Source organism: Inhella inkyongensis (assembly GCF_005952805.1).
Taxonomy (GTDB): domain Bacteria; phylum Pseudomonadota; class Gammaproteobacteria; order Burkholderiales; family Burkholderiaceae_C; genus Inhella; species Inhella inkyongensis.
This window is the reverse complement of the sequence record NZ_CP040709.1, coordinates 3,729,397-3,743,281: the sequence shown is the minus strand read 5'-3', so window position 1 is coordinate 3,743,281 and position 13,885 is coordinate 3,729,397. Positions and strand designations below refer to the sequence as shown.

The 13,885-nt window shown below is 67.5% G+C and carries 9 protein-coding genes and 1 CRISPR repeat array; of the genes, 2 read left to right on the top strand and 7 right to left on the bottom strand.

Annotated features, from left to right (window positions below):
• Window positions 1-73: 73 nt before the first annotated feature.
• Window positions 74-1,750, bottom strand: a complete 1,677-nt coding sequence (locus FF090_RS17590; RefSeq protein ID WP_175423705.1) for a long-chain-fatty-acid--CoA ligase — start codon at window positions 1,748-1,750, stop codon at window positions 74-76.
• Between the two features lie 464 nt (window positions 1,751-2,214).
• Between FF090_RS17590 and FF090_RS19430 the strand changes: the two genes are divergently transcribed.
• On the top strand, window positions 2,215-4,050 hold the full coding sequence (locus tag FF090_RS19430; protein WP_217502997.1) for a PKD domain-containing protein: 1,836 nt from the start codon (window positions 2,215-2,217) through the stop codon (window positions 4,048-4,050).
• Between the two features lie 5 nt (window positions 4,051-4,055).
• Entirely contained in the window at window positions 4,056-4,856 is an 801-nt protein-coding gene (locus FF090_RS17580; protein WP_138857969.1) for a class I SAM-dependent methyltransferase, read from the top strand.
• 68 nt (window positions 4,857-4,924) lie between these two features.
• Window positions 4,925-8,374: direct repeats of the CRISPR family, unit length 37 nt; unit sequence GTTTCAATCCGCGCCCGCCGGTGAAGGCGGGCGGTGC.
• A 180-nt stretch (window positions 8,375-8,554) separates the two neighbouring features.
• Here FF090_RS17580 and cas2 read toward each other — a convergent pair.
• Genes cas2 through cas5c form a run of 6 tightly spaced genes read right to left on the bottom strand, consistent with a single transcriptional unit; the run spans window position 8,555 to window position 13,881 of the window.
• Window positions 8,555-8,845 carry a CRISPR-associated endonuclease Cas2 gene (gene cas2, locus FF090_RS17575; protein WP_138857968.1) on the bottom strand — a complete coding sequence of 97 codons (291 nt, stop codon included), beginning with the start codon at window positions 8,843-8,845 and terminating at the stop codon, window positions 8,555-8,557.
• A gap of 6 nt (window positions 8,846-8,851) precedes the next feature.
• A complete protein-coding gene (cas1c, locus tag FF090_RS17570) occupies window positions 8,852-9,901 on the bottom strand; it encodes a type I-C CRISPR-associated endonuclease Cas1c (RefSeq protein WP_138857967.1) in 1,050 nt (349 codons plus the stop codon).
• Between the two features lie 7 nt (window positions 9,902-9,908).
• Window positions 9,909-10,553: a CRISPR-associated protein Cas4 gene (cas4, locus tag FF090_RS17565; protein WP_138857966.1), complete on the bottom strand. Its 645-nt coding sequence runs from the start codon at window positions 10,551-10,553 to the stop codon at window positions 9,909-9,911.
• Window positions 10,554-10,561: 8 nt separating this feature from the next.
• Complete coding sequence (cas7c, locus tag FF090_RS17560) at window positions 10,562-11,470, bottom strand: type I-C CRISPR-associated protein Cas7/Csd2 (RefSeq protein ID WP_138857965.1); 909 nt, start codon at window positions 11,468-11,470, stop codon at window positions 10,562-10,564.
• A gap of 3 nt (window positions 11,471-11,473) precedes the next feature.
• On the bottom strand, window positions 11,474-13,237 hold the full coding sequence (cas8c, locus tag FF090_RS17555; protein ID WP_138857964.1) for a type I-C CRISPR-associated protein Cas8c/Csd1: 1,764 nt from the start codon (window positions 13,235-13,237) through the stop codon (window positions 11,474-11,476).
• The gene (gene cas5c / locus FF090_RS17550; protein ID WP_138857963.1) at window positions 13,234-13,881 is read right to left on the bottom strand and encodes a type I-C CRISPR-associated protein Cas5c; all 648 of its coding nucleotides are present in this window, start codon (window positions 13,879-13,881) and stop codon (window positions 13,234-13,236) included. Before cas5c ends, cas8c begins: the two co-directional genes overlap by 4 nt.
• Window positions 13,882-13,885 lie beyond the last annotated feature (4 nt).

Here is a 13,885-nt window from a genome sequence, read left to right as displayed (position 1 = left end):
AAAGGCCGGCCTACAGGCCGGCCTTGCATCATCGCGCAGAGGGCTGCAGGCACGCCCCCAGCACGACAGCCTCTTACGCCTTGGGCTTGTCGCGCAACTCGCGTCTGAGGATCTTGCCCACCGGCGTCTTCGGCAACTCGGAGCGGAACTCCACCACCTTGGGCCGCTTGTAGCCGGTCAGATTGGCCTCGCAATAGGCTCGTACCTGGGTCTCGGTGATCGAGTCGTCCTTCTTGACGATCACGACCTTGACCGCCTCGCCCGCTTTCTCGTCGGGCACACCGACTGCAGCGCACTCCAGGATGCCGGGCATGCTGGCCAGCACGTCCTCGATCTCATTGGGGTAGACATTGAAGCCGCTGACCAAGATCATGTCCTTCTTGCGGTCCACGATCTTGAAAAAGCCGCGCTCGTCCACCATGCCCACATCGCCGGTGCGGAAAAAGCCGTCGGGCGTCATCACCTTGGCGGTTTCGTCGGGGCGCTGCCAATAGCCGGCCATGACCTGCGGGCCCTTGATGGCGATCTCGCCTGGGCCCGGGGCGGCCACCTCAAAGCCTTCGTCGTCCAGCAGCTTGAGCTCGGTGCTGGGCACGGGCAGGCCGATGGTGCCGGTGTAGGCCGTGCTGTCGGTGGGGTTGCAGGTGGCCACGGGCGCGGTCTCAGACAGGCCATAGCCTTCGCAGATCGGGCAGCCCGTCTTTTCCAGCCACAGCTTGGCCGTGGCCTGCTGCACCGCCATGCCGCCGCCCACGCAGATCACCAGATGGCTCCAGTCCACGCTGTTGAAATCGGCATGGTTGGCCATGGCGTTGAACAAGGTGTTCACCGCCGGGAAGCTGTGGATCTTGTGTTGGCTCAGCTCCTTGAACACCGCCGGGATGTCGCGCGGGTTCGGGATCAGGACGTTCACCCCACCCATGTGCATCGACAGCATCAGGTTCGCGGTGAAGCCGAAGATGTGATAGAGCGGCAGCGCGCACACCGTATGCACCGACTCACCGGCCGCGACCTTTTGCAGCGCCGGCTGATACCAAGCCTCGCACTGCAGCACATTGGCCACCACATTGCGATGCAGCAGCACCGCGCCCTTGCTCACGCCGGTGGTGCCGCCGGTGTATTGCAGCAGCGCGATGTCATCGCCGCGCACCTCGGGCCGCGTGTAGGGCAGCGAGCGACCGTGCGACAGGGCCTCGTTGAAGCGCACCATGCCCGGCAGCTGCAGGGCCTGGATCTGGTTCTTCTTGCGCACCACATAGTTGATCAGGCTGCCCTTGAGGAAGCCAAACATGTCGCCGATGGCCGCCAGCACCACATGCTGGGTGGGCACTTTGTCGAACACTTCCTTCAGCGTGGGCAGGAAGTTCTCGACGATGACGATGGCCTTGGCTCCACTGTCCTTGAGCTGATGCTCCAGCTCGCGCGGCGTGTAGAGCGGGTTCACATTCACCGCCACAAAGCCCGCGCGCAACACGGCGGCCATGGCCACCGGGTACTGGAAGACATTGGGCATCATCAGCGCCACGCGGTCGCCCGGGGCCAGGCCGAGGCTCTGCAGATAGGCCGCCAGCGCTTTCGAGGCCTCATCGATCTGCGCAAAGCTCTTGCTCGCGCCCATCATCTTGTAGGCCGGCTTGGTCGCGTGGTTCTTGAACGCGGTCTCGATCAGATCGATCAAATTGCCATAGCGCCCGGCATCAATTTCAGCCGGAACGCCAGGTGAGTAATGTTTGAGCCAGGTCTTGTCCACGGAACCTCCCGCCAGTCACGCTGCAATTCTGCGAGGCGGCTCCGTGGCATTGCCTAGGGAGTTGGCCTAGGAGCCTTTGCCCTTTTGTGTAGGCAACGCAGCGCCAGAAGACTCCTCTCCACGCTCTTTGGCTCGTGCGTTGCCCCATTCGATCGGCTGTGCATGGCGTTGGCACCGCTGAAAGGGTGATTCGTCCCTTCCGCACTGGAGCCGCCACGCCAGATTGCCTAGCATCGCCGGCGTTGCAGCTCCGCTGTGGCCTGAGAGTCCCCCCATGAACCCGCCTCGCACGACCAGACCCACCCTGGCGGTGAGCCAGCTGAACTTGCAATGAGCAACGCTCTGCGTCTCCCACGTTCGCGGGGATGACCCTCGGCAGCTGCGCCCTAAGCCCCGCAAGATCCCCGCCTTGGCCAGGGCCTGCCCCTGAGTCACCCCTTCTTCTTCCTCTGATCACTGCCCCCATGTCCTTCCGTCTCTCCCTCACCCCGCTGCGCGGCGGACTGGTACTTCTGAGTGCTCTGGCGCCGCTTTGGGCCCAGGCCCAGACCGCGCCCGACTGGACTCTGAACCTCAACAACCCCAGCGCCCGCCCCAGCGGCAACTGGGTGGATGCGCAGTCCAATGTCTACAGCGTGAGTGCGGGCGGGGGCAGCAGCGGCAGCTTGAACAAATTCAACGCCGCCCGCACCCTGGTGTGGAGCCGCCCCTTGTTCAATGGCGACCAAGGGCGCGTCAGCGCCCATGCCAGCGACGGCAATGGCAACAGCTGGGTGGTGGGTGAACTCACCGACAGCCAGGGCCTGCGTACCGGCACCCTGGTGGCGCGTTATGACAGCGCCGGCCAACTGCTGTGGCGCGAGGCCCGCACCGTGCCGCGCGAATGGCCGGCCATGGTGGCCGCGGACGCCAATGGTGCCGCCTATGTGGTCTTCAGCGTGCTGCGCCTGAACACTTCGACCGGACGCTACGAACCGGGCTGCCAGCTGGTGCGCTATGGCAGTGCGGGCGAACGCCAGTGGAGCGCCGACTGCGGTCGTGACGCCCTTTACTACCGCCCCGGTGCGCTCAATGTCTGGCCGAACGGGCAGGTCGCGGTGATCGGCGACGACCGCCCCGGCATCACCCAGCTGCGCGCCTTCAGCCCCAGCGGCGGCCTGGTGGTGGACCGCCTCTACCCCTTCGATCTGGGCATCGGCGCCGCGCGCGGCCCCAACGGAGAGTTCGCGCTGGTGGGCGGCGCCGCCGGCCAGACCCTGGTGGTGCGCTTCGATGCCAGCTTGAATGAACTCTGGCGCCTCAGCTTCCCGCTCGGCCAGTTGGCACAGCACGCCACCTTCGAGGGTCAAGGCGGCTTGGTCCTGGGCTCGGGCACCCTCAACAACGGCCAGCTCAGCGGCAGCCTGCTCAGCAAGATCTCGGCCGCTGGCAGCGTGCAATGGTCGCGCCCCTTTGAAACCTCGGCGGACGGCCTGGTGCCCAGCACCGGCCTGCTGCAAGGGCTGGCCGATGGCGGCGTCATGGTGGCGGCCAACTCGCCGGCTCTGGTGGCCGGCAGCGCGCAGGATCGCCTGGTGCTGGCCCGTCTGGACGCCGCGGGCCGCGAGCTCTGGCGCTCGACTCCGCAGCTGGGCTATAGCGAACAGGCCCTGGCACTCAGCGCCAACGGCGGTGCGCTGCTGCAGCTGGTGCCCACGGCCAGCGGCAGCAGCGCCGCCGTGCTGGCCCAGCGCTACGCCCAGAGCGGGGTCAGCAACCAGGCCCCGCTGGCCCAGGCCAGTGCCAGCCCGAGCAGCGGCATCGCCCCCTTGAGCGTGCAGTTCAGCGCTGCCGGTTCCAGCGACCCCGAGGGCGGTGCGCTGAGCTATGCCTGGAACTTTGGCGATGGCCGCAGCAGCACCCTGAGCAACCCAGCATTGGTGTTCGGCGAGGGCATCTACAACGTGCAGCTGACCGTCACGGACGCCCTGGGCGCCCAGACCAAGACCGCACTCACCGTGACCTCCACCTTGGCGCCGGCCCAACCCACCCAATTGAGCTTGGCGAGCAGCAACATCGTGCAAAACACCAGCACCACGGCGACCTTGCAGCTTTCGTCGACGGCGGGCACCACGGTGACCCTCTCCGCCAGTGACCCCAGCCTGGTCAGCCTGCCGCTTTCCATCACGGTGCCCAAGGGCCAGCAGTCGACCACCTTCGGCGTCACCGCCAAGAGCCTGCGCAAGCAAACCACCGTGACCCTGCGCGCGACCGCCAATGGCAAGACGGTCTCCAGCTTGCTGACCATTCGCCCGCGCTGAATTTCATGATCGACCCCCTGCGCGACCCACCTCCCATCCAGTTCGATGACGGCGCCGCCTACGAGCGCCTGATGGGCCACTGGAGCCGGCTGGCCGGTGAGCAGTTTCTGGACTGGTTGGCTCCAGCTCCCGCGCAGCACTGGCTGGACATTGGCTGCGGCAATGGGGCCTTCACTGAACTGCTGCTGACGCGTACCCAGCCCGCCTCGGTGCGCGCCTTCGACCCTTCCGCTGGCCAGCTGGACTACGCCCGCCAGCGCGTCGCGCCCGGGCAGCCCGTGCACTGGGCGCGGGCCGAGGCCGAGCGCCTGCCCGTGCCCGATGCCAGCGCCGACGGCGCGTTGATGGCCCTGGTGCTGTTCTTCGTGCCCGACCCTGCTGCCGGCTTGGCCGAGATGGTGCGCGCAGTGCGCCCGGGCGGCACCCTGGCCGCCTACCACTGGGACCTTTTGAACGGTGGCTTTCCCTTGGCCGACATCGGCGCCGAGATGAAGCAGATGGGGCTGCCCCCGCGCCTGCCGCCGAGCGCCGCCATCAGCCGCCCCGAGGCCTCGGCCGCGCTGTGGCAGCAGGCCGGATTGCAGCAAGTGCAGGTCCGCACCATCGAGGTCCAGCGCCAATTTGCGCACTTCGACGACTACTGGCACAGCGCCGCCGCCAGCAACACCCTGCGGCCGATGTTCGACGCCATGAGTGAGGCCACACGCGGCGAGTTGCAGGCCCGGGTGCGGCAGCGGCTGCAGGACAGCGGCGGCGCCATCACCGTGCGAGCGCGGGCGACGGCGGTGCGGGGAGTGCGGCCGTGAAGGTGGGAGCTCGTCGAATACGAGATGGAGTTGCGAGGCTGGGGCTCTTGGCGTCAGTGGCCAAGATCCGTTTCATCCGCGCCCGCCGGTGAAGGCGGGCGGTGCGGCGGCTTGGTGGGCCTGCCGCCCACCGATGCCAAGTTTCAATCCGCGCCCGCCGGTGAAGGCGGGCGGTGCCGGGCCGAATGCCGCTCATGCTGCCGGCCTCCAGGTTTCAATCCGCGCCCGCCGGTGAAGGCGGGCGGTGCCTGATCAGGCAACCCCGTAGGGCAGTTACCCAAAGTTTCAATCCGCGCCCGCCGGTGAAGGCGGGCGGTGCGCGTCATCGCCGGCCGCGCTGGCCTGCTGAACGAAGTTTCAATCCGCGCCCGCCGGTGAAGGCGGGCGGTGCTTCGATCCACTGCACCGCCTGCAGCTCGTGCGTGTTTCAATCCGCGCCCGCCGGTGAAGGCGGGCGGTGCGTGAAAGATGATCATTGCCCGGCCCTCACCACTGGTTTCAATCCGCGCCCGCCGGTGAAGGCGGGCGGTGCTTGCGCTTCAAGTCCTCAAGCGAGCGACCCAGCGTTTCAATCCGCGCCCGCCGGTGAAGGCGGGCGGTGCGAGCTGGATCAGCAAGAGCGAGGCCTTGATGGAAGTTTCAATCCGCGCCCGCCGGTGAAGGCGGGCGGTGCCTACTGAAGCCGAGCGCAAGCGCATTGAGCGATCAGTTTCAATCCGCGCCCGCCGGTGAAGGCGGGCGGTGCCGCCGCAGGAGTAGCGGCGCCAAGACCAGCGGATGTTTCAATCCGCGCCCGCCGGTGAAGGCGGGCGGTGCGCCGACGATTTCGACGGTGCCCGGGGGCAGGCCGTTTCAATCCGCGCCCGCCGGTGAAGGCGGGCGGTGCTTGGCCACCGCACGGCTGGCCAGCATCACCGCCGTTTCAATCCGCGCCCGCCGGTGAAGGCGGGCGGTGCAAGGCTGCGGTGATGTGCGGCATGGCTCCCTCCCAGTTTCAATCCGCGCCCGCCGGTGAAGGCGGGCGGTGCCGGGGCTGAGTACATCCCCGCTCCGGCAATGAAGTTTCAATCCGCGCCCGCCGGTGAAGGCGGGCGGTGCTCGCACGGCAAAGCCACGTGCTCCAGCTGCTGGCAGTTTCAATCCGCGCCCGCCGGTGAAGGCGGGCGGTGCGTCTTGGCGATCAGTTGGCGGGCTTTCACCATGTCAGTTTCAATCCGCGCCCGCCGGTGAAGGCGGGCGGTGCTCCAGGGTCAGCCAGTACGGATTCCCGGCCACCCGTTTCAATCCGCGCCCGCCGGTGAAGGCGGGCGGTGCTGAGCTGGCCGAGCGCTTTGCGGCGCCCCTGCAGGTTTCAATCCGCGCCCGCCGGTGAAGGCGGGCGGTGCGCAGGCCGCTTTTGAGCTTGTCGCGGGCGTCCTTGTTTCAATCCGCGCCCGCCGGTGAAGGCGGGCGGTGCGGCCCGGATCGCCTTGTCCCGCGCCAGCATCACAGTTTCAATCCGCGCCCGCCGGTGAAGGCGGGCGGTGCCTTTTTCGAGCGCGGCGCGCACGCCCGAAGGCATGTTTCAATCCGCGCCCGCCGGTGAAGGCGGGCGGTGCCTGCTGGCCCGAAAGTGAGGCACTAGATGGGCTGGTTTCAATCCGCGCCCGCCGGTGAAGGCGGGCGGTGCGCGTTGTCGGCCAGGTTGGCAATGGCGGTGCCGTTGTTTCAATCCGCGCCCGCCGGTGAAGGCGGGCGGTGCGCCGCCCAGGATGCCGGCGCGTGTTGGCACAATGTTTCAATCCGCGCCCGCCGGTGAAGGCGGGCGGTGCGTGGAGGTGGCGTTTGAGCGCGCCCGCACTCCGTGTTTCAATCCGCGCCCGCCGGTGAAGGCGGGCGGTGCGGGCCTCAGTTATCGATGGCGACACGGAACGCGAAGTTTCAATCCGCGCCCGCCGGTGAAGGCGGGCGGTGCCCGTTGGCCCCCCGAGATCGGCCAGCATCTGGCCGTTTCAATCCGCGCCCGCCGGTGAAGGCGGGCGGTGCGCAGCCGCCATTACAAACAGTCGTCGACGCAGACGTTTCAATCCGCGCCCGCCGGTGAAGGCGGGCGGTGCCGTGCTGTGCAGCCAGACGCCGGAGGGCGTGCGGTTTCAATCCGCGCCCGCCGGTGAAGGCGGGCGGTGCTCAGGACGTCAAAAGCTCACCGATGCCCAGATCGAGTTTCAATCCGCGCCCGCCGGTGAAGGCGGGCGGTGCTGCGGGTGATCCGGTGCATGCGCTTGCCTGCGCTGTTTCAATCCGCGCCCGCCGGTGAAGGCGGGCGGTGCGCTGCTGCGGTTGCTGTTGTCCACCACATCAAACGTTTCAATCCGCGCCCGCCGGTGAAGGCGGGCGGTGCGTCGGCGGCGCTCAAGTGCTCGGCATCGAGCAGGCGTTTCAATCCGCGCCCGCCGGTGAAGGCGGGCGGTGCGTTCCAGTTCGTGGACAACATCACCGGGGGGATCTTGTTTCAATCCGCGCCCGCCGGTGAAGGCGGGCGGTGCAGGTTGTGGGCGTGCAGACCGTCGAAGAGCGCCGGGTTTCAATCCGCGCCCGCCGGTGAAGGCGGGCGGTGCGTGCCGGATCTGTCGGAGGCCTGGGCGCCATGAGGTTTCAATCCGCGCCCGCCGGTGAAGGCGGGCGGTGCATCCGATCAGCCGGCCCGCAGAGCCTTTGATGGTGGTTTCAATCCGCGCCCGCCGGTGAAGGCGGGCGGTGCTGGGCTATGGCTCAATTGATTCGGCTTTTCGATGTTTCAATCCGCGCCCGCCGGTGAAGGCGGGCGGTGCCGAAGCTAGCGCCTACCGCCTCAATCCTAGCCAGTTTCAATCCGCGCCCGCCGGTGAAGGCGGGCGGTGCGCGGCGTCCCATCGTGATGCGGCTCGGCCACGCGGTTTCAATCCGCGCCCGCCGGTGAAGGCGGGCGGTGCCGTGCCGCTGGCGGCGTTGTTCACCACTTCAACGTTTCAATCCGCGCCCGCCGGTGAAGGCGGGCGGTGCACCACAGCCCCCGACCCTGAGCGCGGCTCAACAGGTTTCAATCCGCGCCCGCCGGTGAAGGCGGGCGGTGCCGCCACGCGCGGCCATGCCTCAAATCCCATTCGATGTTTCAATCCGCGCCCGCCGGTGAAGGCGGGCGGTGCGCATTGGTGGTGTCGATTGGCTGCGTGAGACTGACGTTTCAATCCGCGCCCGCCGGTGAAGGCGGGCGGTGCGGGCGGCGTTCCCGTGGCATGAAAGGCCGCACATGTTTCAATCCGCGCCCGCCGGTGAAGGCGGGCGGTGCCGCAACTCGCGACAAACTGTAAGCGTCAAGCCAAGTTTCAATCCGCGCCCGCCGGTGAAGGCGGGCGGTGCAAGGCCGGGCGGGATCGTCGCGCCGGCCAGGGCGTTTCAATCCGCGCCCGCCGGTGAAGGCGGGCGGTGCCCAGATTGCGGGACCGTGCCATAGGCCCACGCCGTTTCAATCCGCGCCCGCCGGTGAAGGCGGGCGGTGCTCCGTCATTGCAAGTGCTTGTGGGAGCGGCGGAATTCTGCCGTGCCGCGCGAACCCCCGATGGAAGTGCCCGGTGCGAACGCCCGGAAATGCCGGCAACACTGCATCAGCACGGCGCCGGCAGCGGAACGCGAACCCATGGCGTGAGAAGCCATCACTGGGGGTTCGCGCAGGCCTGGCTTCAGAGCACCAAGGGGGCCTCAAAGTCCACCGCCTTGAAGCGCCCGTACTCGCGCACTTCGGCCCCGCGGGTCTCGGGCAGGCGGTAGAGCCGCAGACAGTCCTGCGTCTCGTCCATGGCGGCCCGCAGCTTGCGCTCCAGTTCTTCCATATGGGCCAGGTCGATCTGGCACTCGAAGACCGACTTCTGCACGCGTTGCCCAGTGGCCTCGCACAGCTTGGCGACGCGCCGCAGGCGCCGCCGCCCCTCGCGGGTCTCGGTGTTCACGTCATAGCAAACGATGACCAACATGCTCGCTCAGCGAATCAGATAGGGAACATAGCTGGCCGGTGCGCCGTCCACATCGGCCTCACCACGAATGGCCCGGGCCAGCAGGCGCGCCTGCACCAGGGGCAGCAGGCCCTGGGCCAAGGGTTCGGCCAGCAGGGGGTGTTGCAAGGCCTCTTGCTTGCGCTCCTGAAAGGCCACCAACACGGCCTTGCGGGCTTCGGGGTCCAGGCTGACCGCCCCACCCTCGCGTTGAACGAAGTCTTCGGCGCGCAGCTGCTGGCGGTTGATCAAGGTCAGCGCCAGGCGCTCGGCCAGGGGGCGGAACTCCTCCATCAGGTCCAAGGCCAGGGCCGCGCGGCCCGGCCTGAGGGCGTGCAAGAAACCCACCTGAGGGTCCAGGCCCACGGCCTCCAGGGCGCTGCGGCAGTCGTTCATCCACAGGCTGTAGAGGAAGGACAACAGGGCGTTGAGGCGGTCGCGCGGCGGGCGGCGGGTGCGGCCATCGCGCAGATGAAAGGCATCGCGGGCGTCGGCCCGCACCAGCAGGCTCAGCCCGGCGAAGTACTGGCGCGCGGCCTCGCCCTCGATGCCACGCAACTGATCCAGGTCGGCGCTGGCGGGCAGGGCGCGCAGGCTGGCTGCAAGGTTTTGCGCCTGCCGCGTCAAAGCGGCCTCGTCCTCGGCCGTCTTGGCCTCGCGTGCACCGCGCAGCAACAAGCTGCGCGTGTTGCGCAGCTTGCCCGCCACGAAGGCGCGAGCCAGGGCCAGGCTGCGTTCGCCATCCTGGCCGGCCTGGTGCTGGGCCCGCCGCAGCAACACATTGCCCGCCATGGGGCCTTCGAGCCGGGCCTGGAATCGTCCCTGCTCGTTCAGCAGCACCAGGGCGATGCCCTGCTGCGCCAGACCGTGCATCAACGGCGTGGAAAGTTGGATGGGGCCAAAGCAGACCACGCTGCTCAGGTGATGCAGGGGCACGCGCAGCTTGAGTTCGTGGTTGTGCTCGATGGCCAGGGTCTGGTTTTCCAGCCGCAGATAGCTGTCGGGGGTGGTGAGATACAGGGTGTTGAGCAGGTGCAAGGCGGCCTCACAGCAGGGCATCGGGGTCGAACAACGCCTGGCGCGCTTGGCGCAGGGCGGCGCAGCTGGCGGCCTCGGGTTGGCAGCGCGCCTTCAGCGAACAAGCCTTGCAGCGCTGCTGCGCTGCCGCGCCCTCCAGCGGCGAAGGCAATTGCCCAGCCGCCAGCATGGCGCGCACCGCTTGGGCCGCCTGCCGCACCCGTTCGCGCAGTTCGGCCGTGATGGCGACCGCGCGCCGCCGCTTGGAGCTGGCGTAGAACAGCGCTCCCAGCGGCACCGGCCGGCCCGTCATGGCCTCCAGGCACAGGGCCTGGGCGGCCAGCTGCAGCTCATCGCAGGCGGCAATCTCCGCCGCCTTGTTGCGCGAGCCCTGCTTGTATTCCACCGGGCAGGCCGATCCATCGGGGCCGAACTCCACCGCATCGGCCTTGCCGATCAGGCCGAGCTCGTCGTGCCAGAGCGGTAGCGCTCGCTCCACGCGCAGGCCTTGTTCCTGCCTGTGCGATGGCTGATCCACCCGCGCATGCAAGGCGTTGCCGCGCAGGGTGTGCAGGTTGTCGTCAAAGGCCTGCTCCAGATGGATGAGGGCGCATTGACGCGGGCAATAGGCCCAGTGCTGGAGGGCCGAGAGGGGGATGAGCTCGGCCTCCATGACTTCGCTCAGCCCAGGCGGCGCAACAACCTGACGCCTGCAGGCAGGCTGGCCTCATCCACGCTCAGCTCATAGTCGGCAAAGCTGCGCGGGGCCGTGACACCGGGCTTGAGCTTCACGCTCACCCGTTCGAACAGGCTGTGCGCATGGGCGTTGCCCAGTTCGCTGTCGTGCTGGAACACAAAGAGCCCGCGCGTGGACATCTCGCCGCGCGCGGCCGAGCGGTCGTGTTCAAACATCTGCTCCAGCCCCTGCAGCAACAGCTCCAGGTCCTCGGTCGAAAAGCCGGTCTGCTTGGCAAGGAAGGCCGAGACGAAGCCGTGCGAGCGATACAAGGCATAGGGCACGGTGTGCTTGCGACCCATGGTGCGGTTGTCGCCCTCCTGCTTGTCCGCCTCGGCCTGGGTGGCCACGGCCATGCGGGTGATGGCGTGTTCGCTGGCCACGATGGGGTCGGCCGAGCGCGCGAAGGTCAGCTGCACGGGGCCGCGCACCTGGCCGCAATTCACGCCGGTGGACATCACGGCACCAAAGCTGCGCACGTCAAAGAAGTTCTGGCAGATCCAGGCGCGCGCCTTGTCCACGCTATCGGCACTGCCCTTGCGTTTTTTCTTGCCCTTGGCGTCACCCTCATCATTCAGCTCATCGGTGGCGCCGATGGCCTCGTAGGCCTTGCGGTGGGTCTGCTCCAGCACCGCCTTTTCCTTGATGTAGATGTCGTAGGGCGGTTGGGCGCCTTTGACGAGCTGAACGAAGTTGCGCAGCTTGCGTTTCAACGCCACATCGGTCATCAGGCCGTGGCCAGTCTCGGCGTCGATGCGGGGCATGTTGCCGGCGTCGGGGTCGCCGTTGGGGTTGCCGTCCTTCACATCAAAGAGCAGGACGAAGTCGAGGCGGCCGGTGATGGGGGTGCTCATGGGTCAATCTCCCTGGGTTTGATCGGTGTTGGATTCGGACTTCTTGATGAAGAAAGCTTGGCGCTGGTGGTAGTAGCCCAGGGCGAACTGGCCTTGCTCGGGCAGCGTGAGTTGGCGTGGGAATTCGGCCAGGGGCGCCAGAACCTCGCCGATCAGCTTCTCAAAGTAGGCGCCCTGGCCGTCGCCCAGCTTTTTCAGATGGGCGTTCTTGAGCCGCAGCAAGGTGGTGAAGACCGCCACCGGTGTGGTGGACGCGGCGCCGTAGTAGCGATCGCGGATGGTGGCGTTGATGCCGGGCTGCGCCTGCTCCTGGATGCGTTCCAGGGTGGCGAAGAGCCGGCCCAGCCGGTAGGCCGGTTCGGTGATGTCCATGTCCAGGGCCTCCTTGAATGTTTGTGGCGGACGGTGGGGGTCAGGAAGGGATGGGCGCTGGCGGTTGAGCCAGGCCTTGATGACGCAGGCGCGCAGATAGGGCACATCGCGTTCGGCCTTGCAGCGCTGGACAGCGGCGTTCAGCAGGCCGGCGGGCAGGGGGCGCCCTTCCAGAATGGCGCGCATCCATTCGCCGGCCAGCCGAGGCGGGATGTTGTCGGCCTTGCCCAGAACGGCCAGGCTGGTCAGCAGGCGAAACAGCGACGGTGACTCCGGATCCGAATCAAAGCGCCGCGCCATGCGGATGTCTTCAAAGTGCTGCACCAGGCGTGGCGCCAGTTCGGCGAAGGGCAGTGCGGGCAACCAAAAGCGCACGCTGATGCGTGCGGCGTTGGGCGAGAGGCCGAGCACAAAGAAGCGGGTGGCCCCGACTTCCTTGGGCATCTGGCCGGACTGCACCGCTCTGAACAGAGCCCGCACCGCATCGCGGCCTCGATCCGGGTTGTCGCTGGCGCCAAAGAGGTCGGCAAGGGTGAATTCGCCATCAAAGGGGTGCGGGGCTTCGGCCCAGAACACCGTCGAGGCGTCTCCCACCTGAACACAGGAGCGTGCATCCCGATCCAGCAAGGCATTCAGTGCGGTGGTGTAGGCGAAGACCGCCGCGTCGCCCACCGGGGCGTTGGCCCCTTGCTCCTTGCCATAGGAGTTGAAGGCGGCCAGGTTGAAGGACACGATGTTGGCGCCCGAAGTCTGGGCCCCCCACACGCCTTTGATGGCGCCATGCAGTCGGGCCACAGGGCGCTGCGCCCCTTCGACCAGGCAGTGGGCTCGTTCGCCCGGGGTCTGGCTGGCCTCCAGCGTTCGAGCCGCAGCCTGTACGGCCGGCCGCTGGCAAATCAGCTGCCCCGCATCGCCCTGCAGTTCGAAGCTCACCAAGGCATTGGCTTGCAGCAATTCGTCCCAATGCGGCGCAGCGCGCAACGGGTCCAATTGAGGGGCCTGCAGAAAACTCAGCAGCGCTTGCAGGCCCACATCTCCATCGGCGTGGGGAATCAAGGCCTGGGCACGGGCGAGAAAGGCTGCCCTTTGTTCGGGCAGGCGCGGGGCCTCGGGCTTGGCGCTGACCCCCAGGGCGTATTCGGCGGTGTCCCACAGCAGGTTGGCCGCCACACCAGAGGTCTTCTTGATGCCCTGCGGCACCAGAAAGCTTTGGGCGCGCGGCTTTTTGCCCACGGTGCGCCGGGTGTCCCGCAACTGCACCGGACTGCCATCGGGTCGCAGCTCGACGATGAAGGGGATGTCCTTGTCTTCCAGGCCGGGCGCGGGCAGGCGTCGGGCCGGATCCGGGTCGCGGCTGCGTCGCTCGTAGAGCTGGGTCAGGGCTTGCAGGATCATGCGGCCGCCTCCCCAAAGGCCGGCACCTCGATCACGCCGGCTTGCATCTGGGCACGGAAGAAACGTGGCTGGGGCGAGGCCGAGTTGCCGAAGTCGAGGTCGTGCAGCATCCAACCCAGGTCGCGCGTCTCCGGAATGGGCACAGGCCCAGGCGCAGCGGCATCCACCAGGCGCACATCGGCAGCGAATTCGCGACAACCCAGATAGGGCTGGTTCACCCACTGCCCCTTGCCCGCTCGGCGCTGGAACATTTCTTCGTATTTCTGACGGGGCTCGCCGGTGCGGACATCCAATTCGGCATGCACACGGTAGGCCACGTCGCGCAAGAAAAGGCCGGCGCGCTGCTGGCGCTCGTCCTCGACATAGAGGGCCAGGCTGCCCGCCCCGGCATTCATGGCCTGCTGCACATTGCTGGTAGAGATGACAGCGCCGACTTCGTTGCGGCGCAGATTGATCCAACGGATGGGCTGAAGCACTTCGATGCGCCTGATCCGCCATCGGATTGCGGGCTTCCACAAGATGGTCTCGAAGAGCGCGCGGGCGGCCGAGGGGGTGATGACGTCGTAGCTGACGCGCTCGACCTTCATCTCGGGGCGAGTGAAGCAGGCGTAGTCACCGACGACTTGAAGGCAGTAGCTATTCACAACG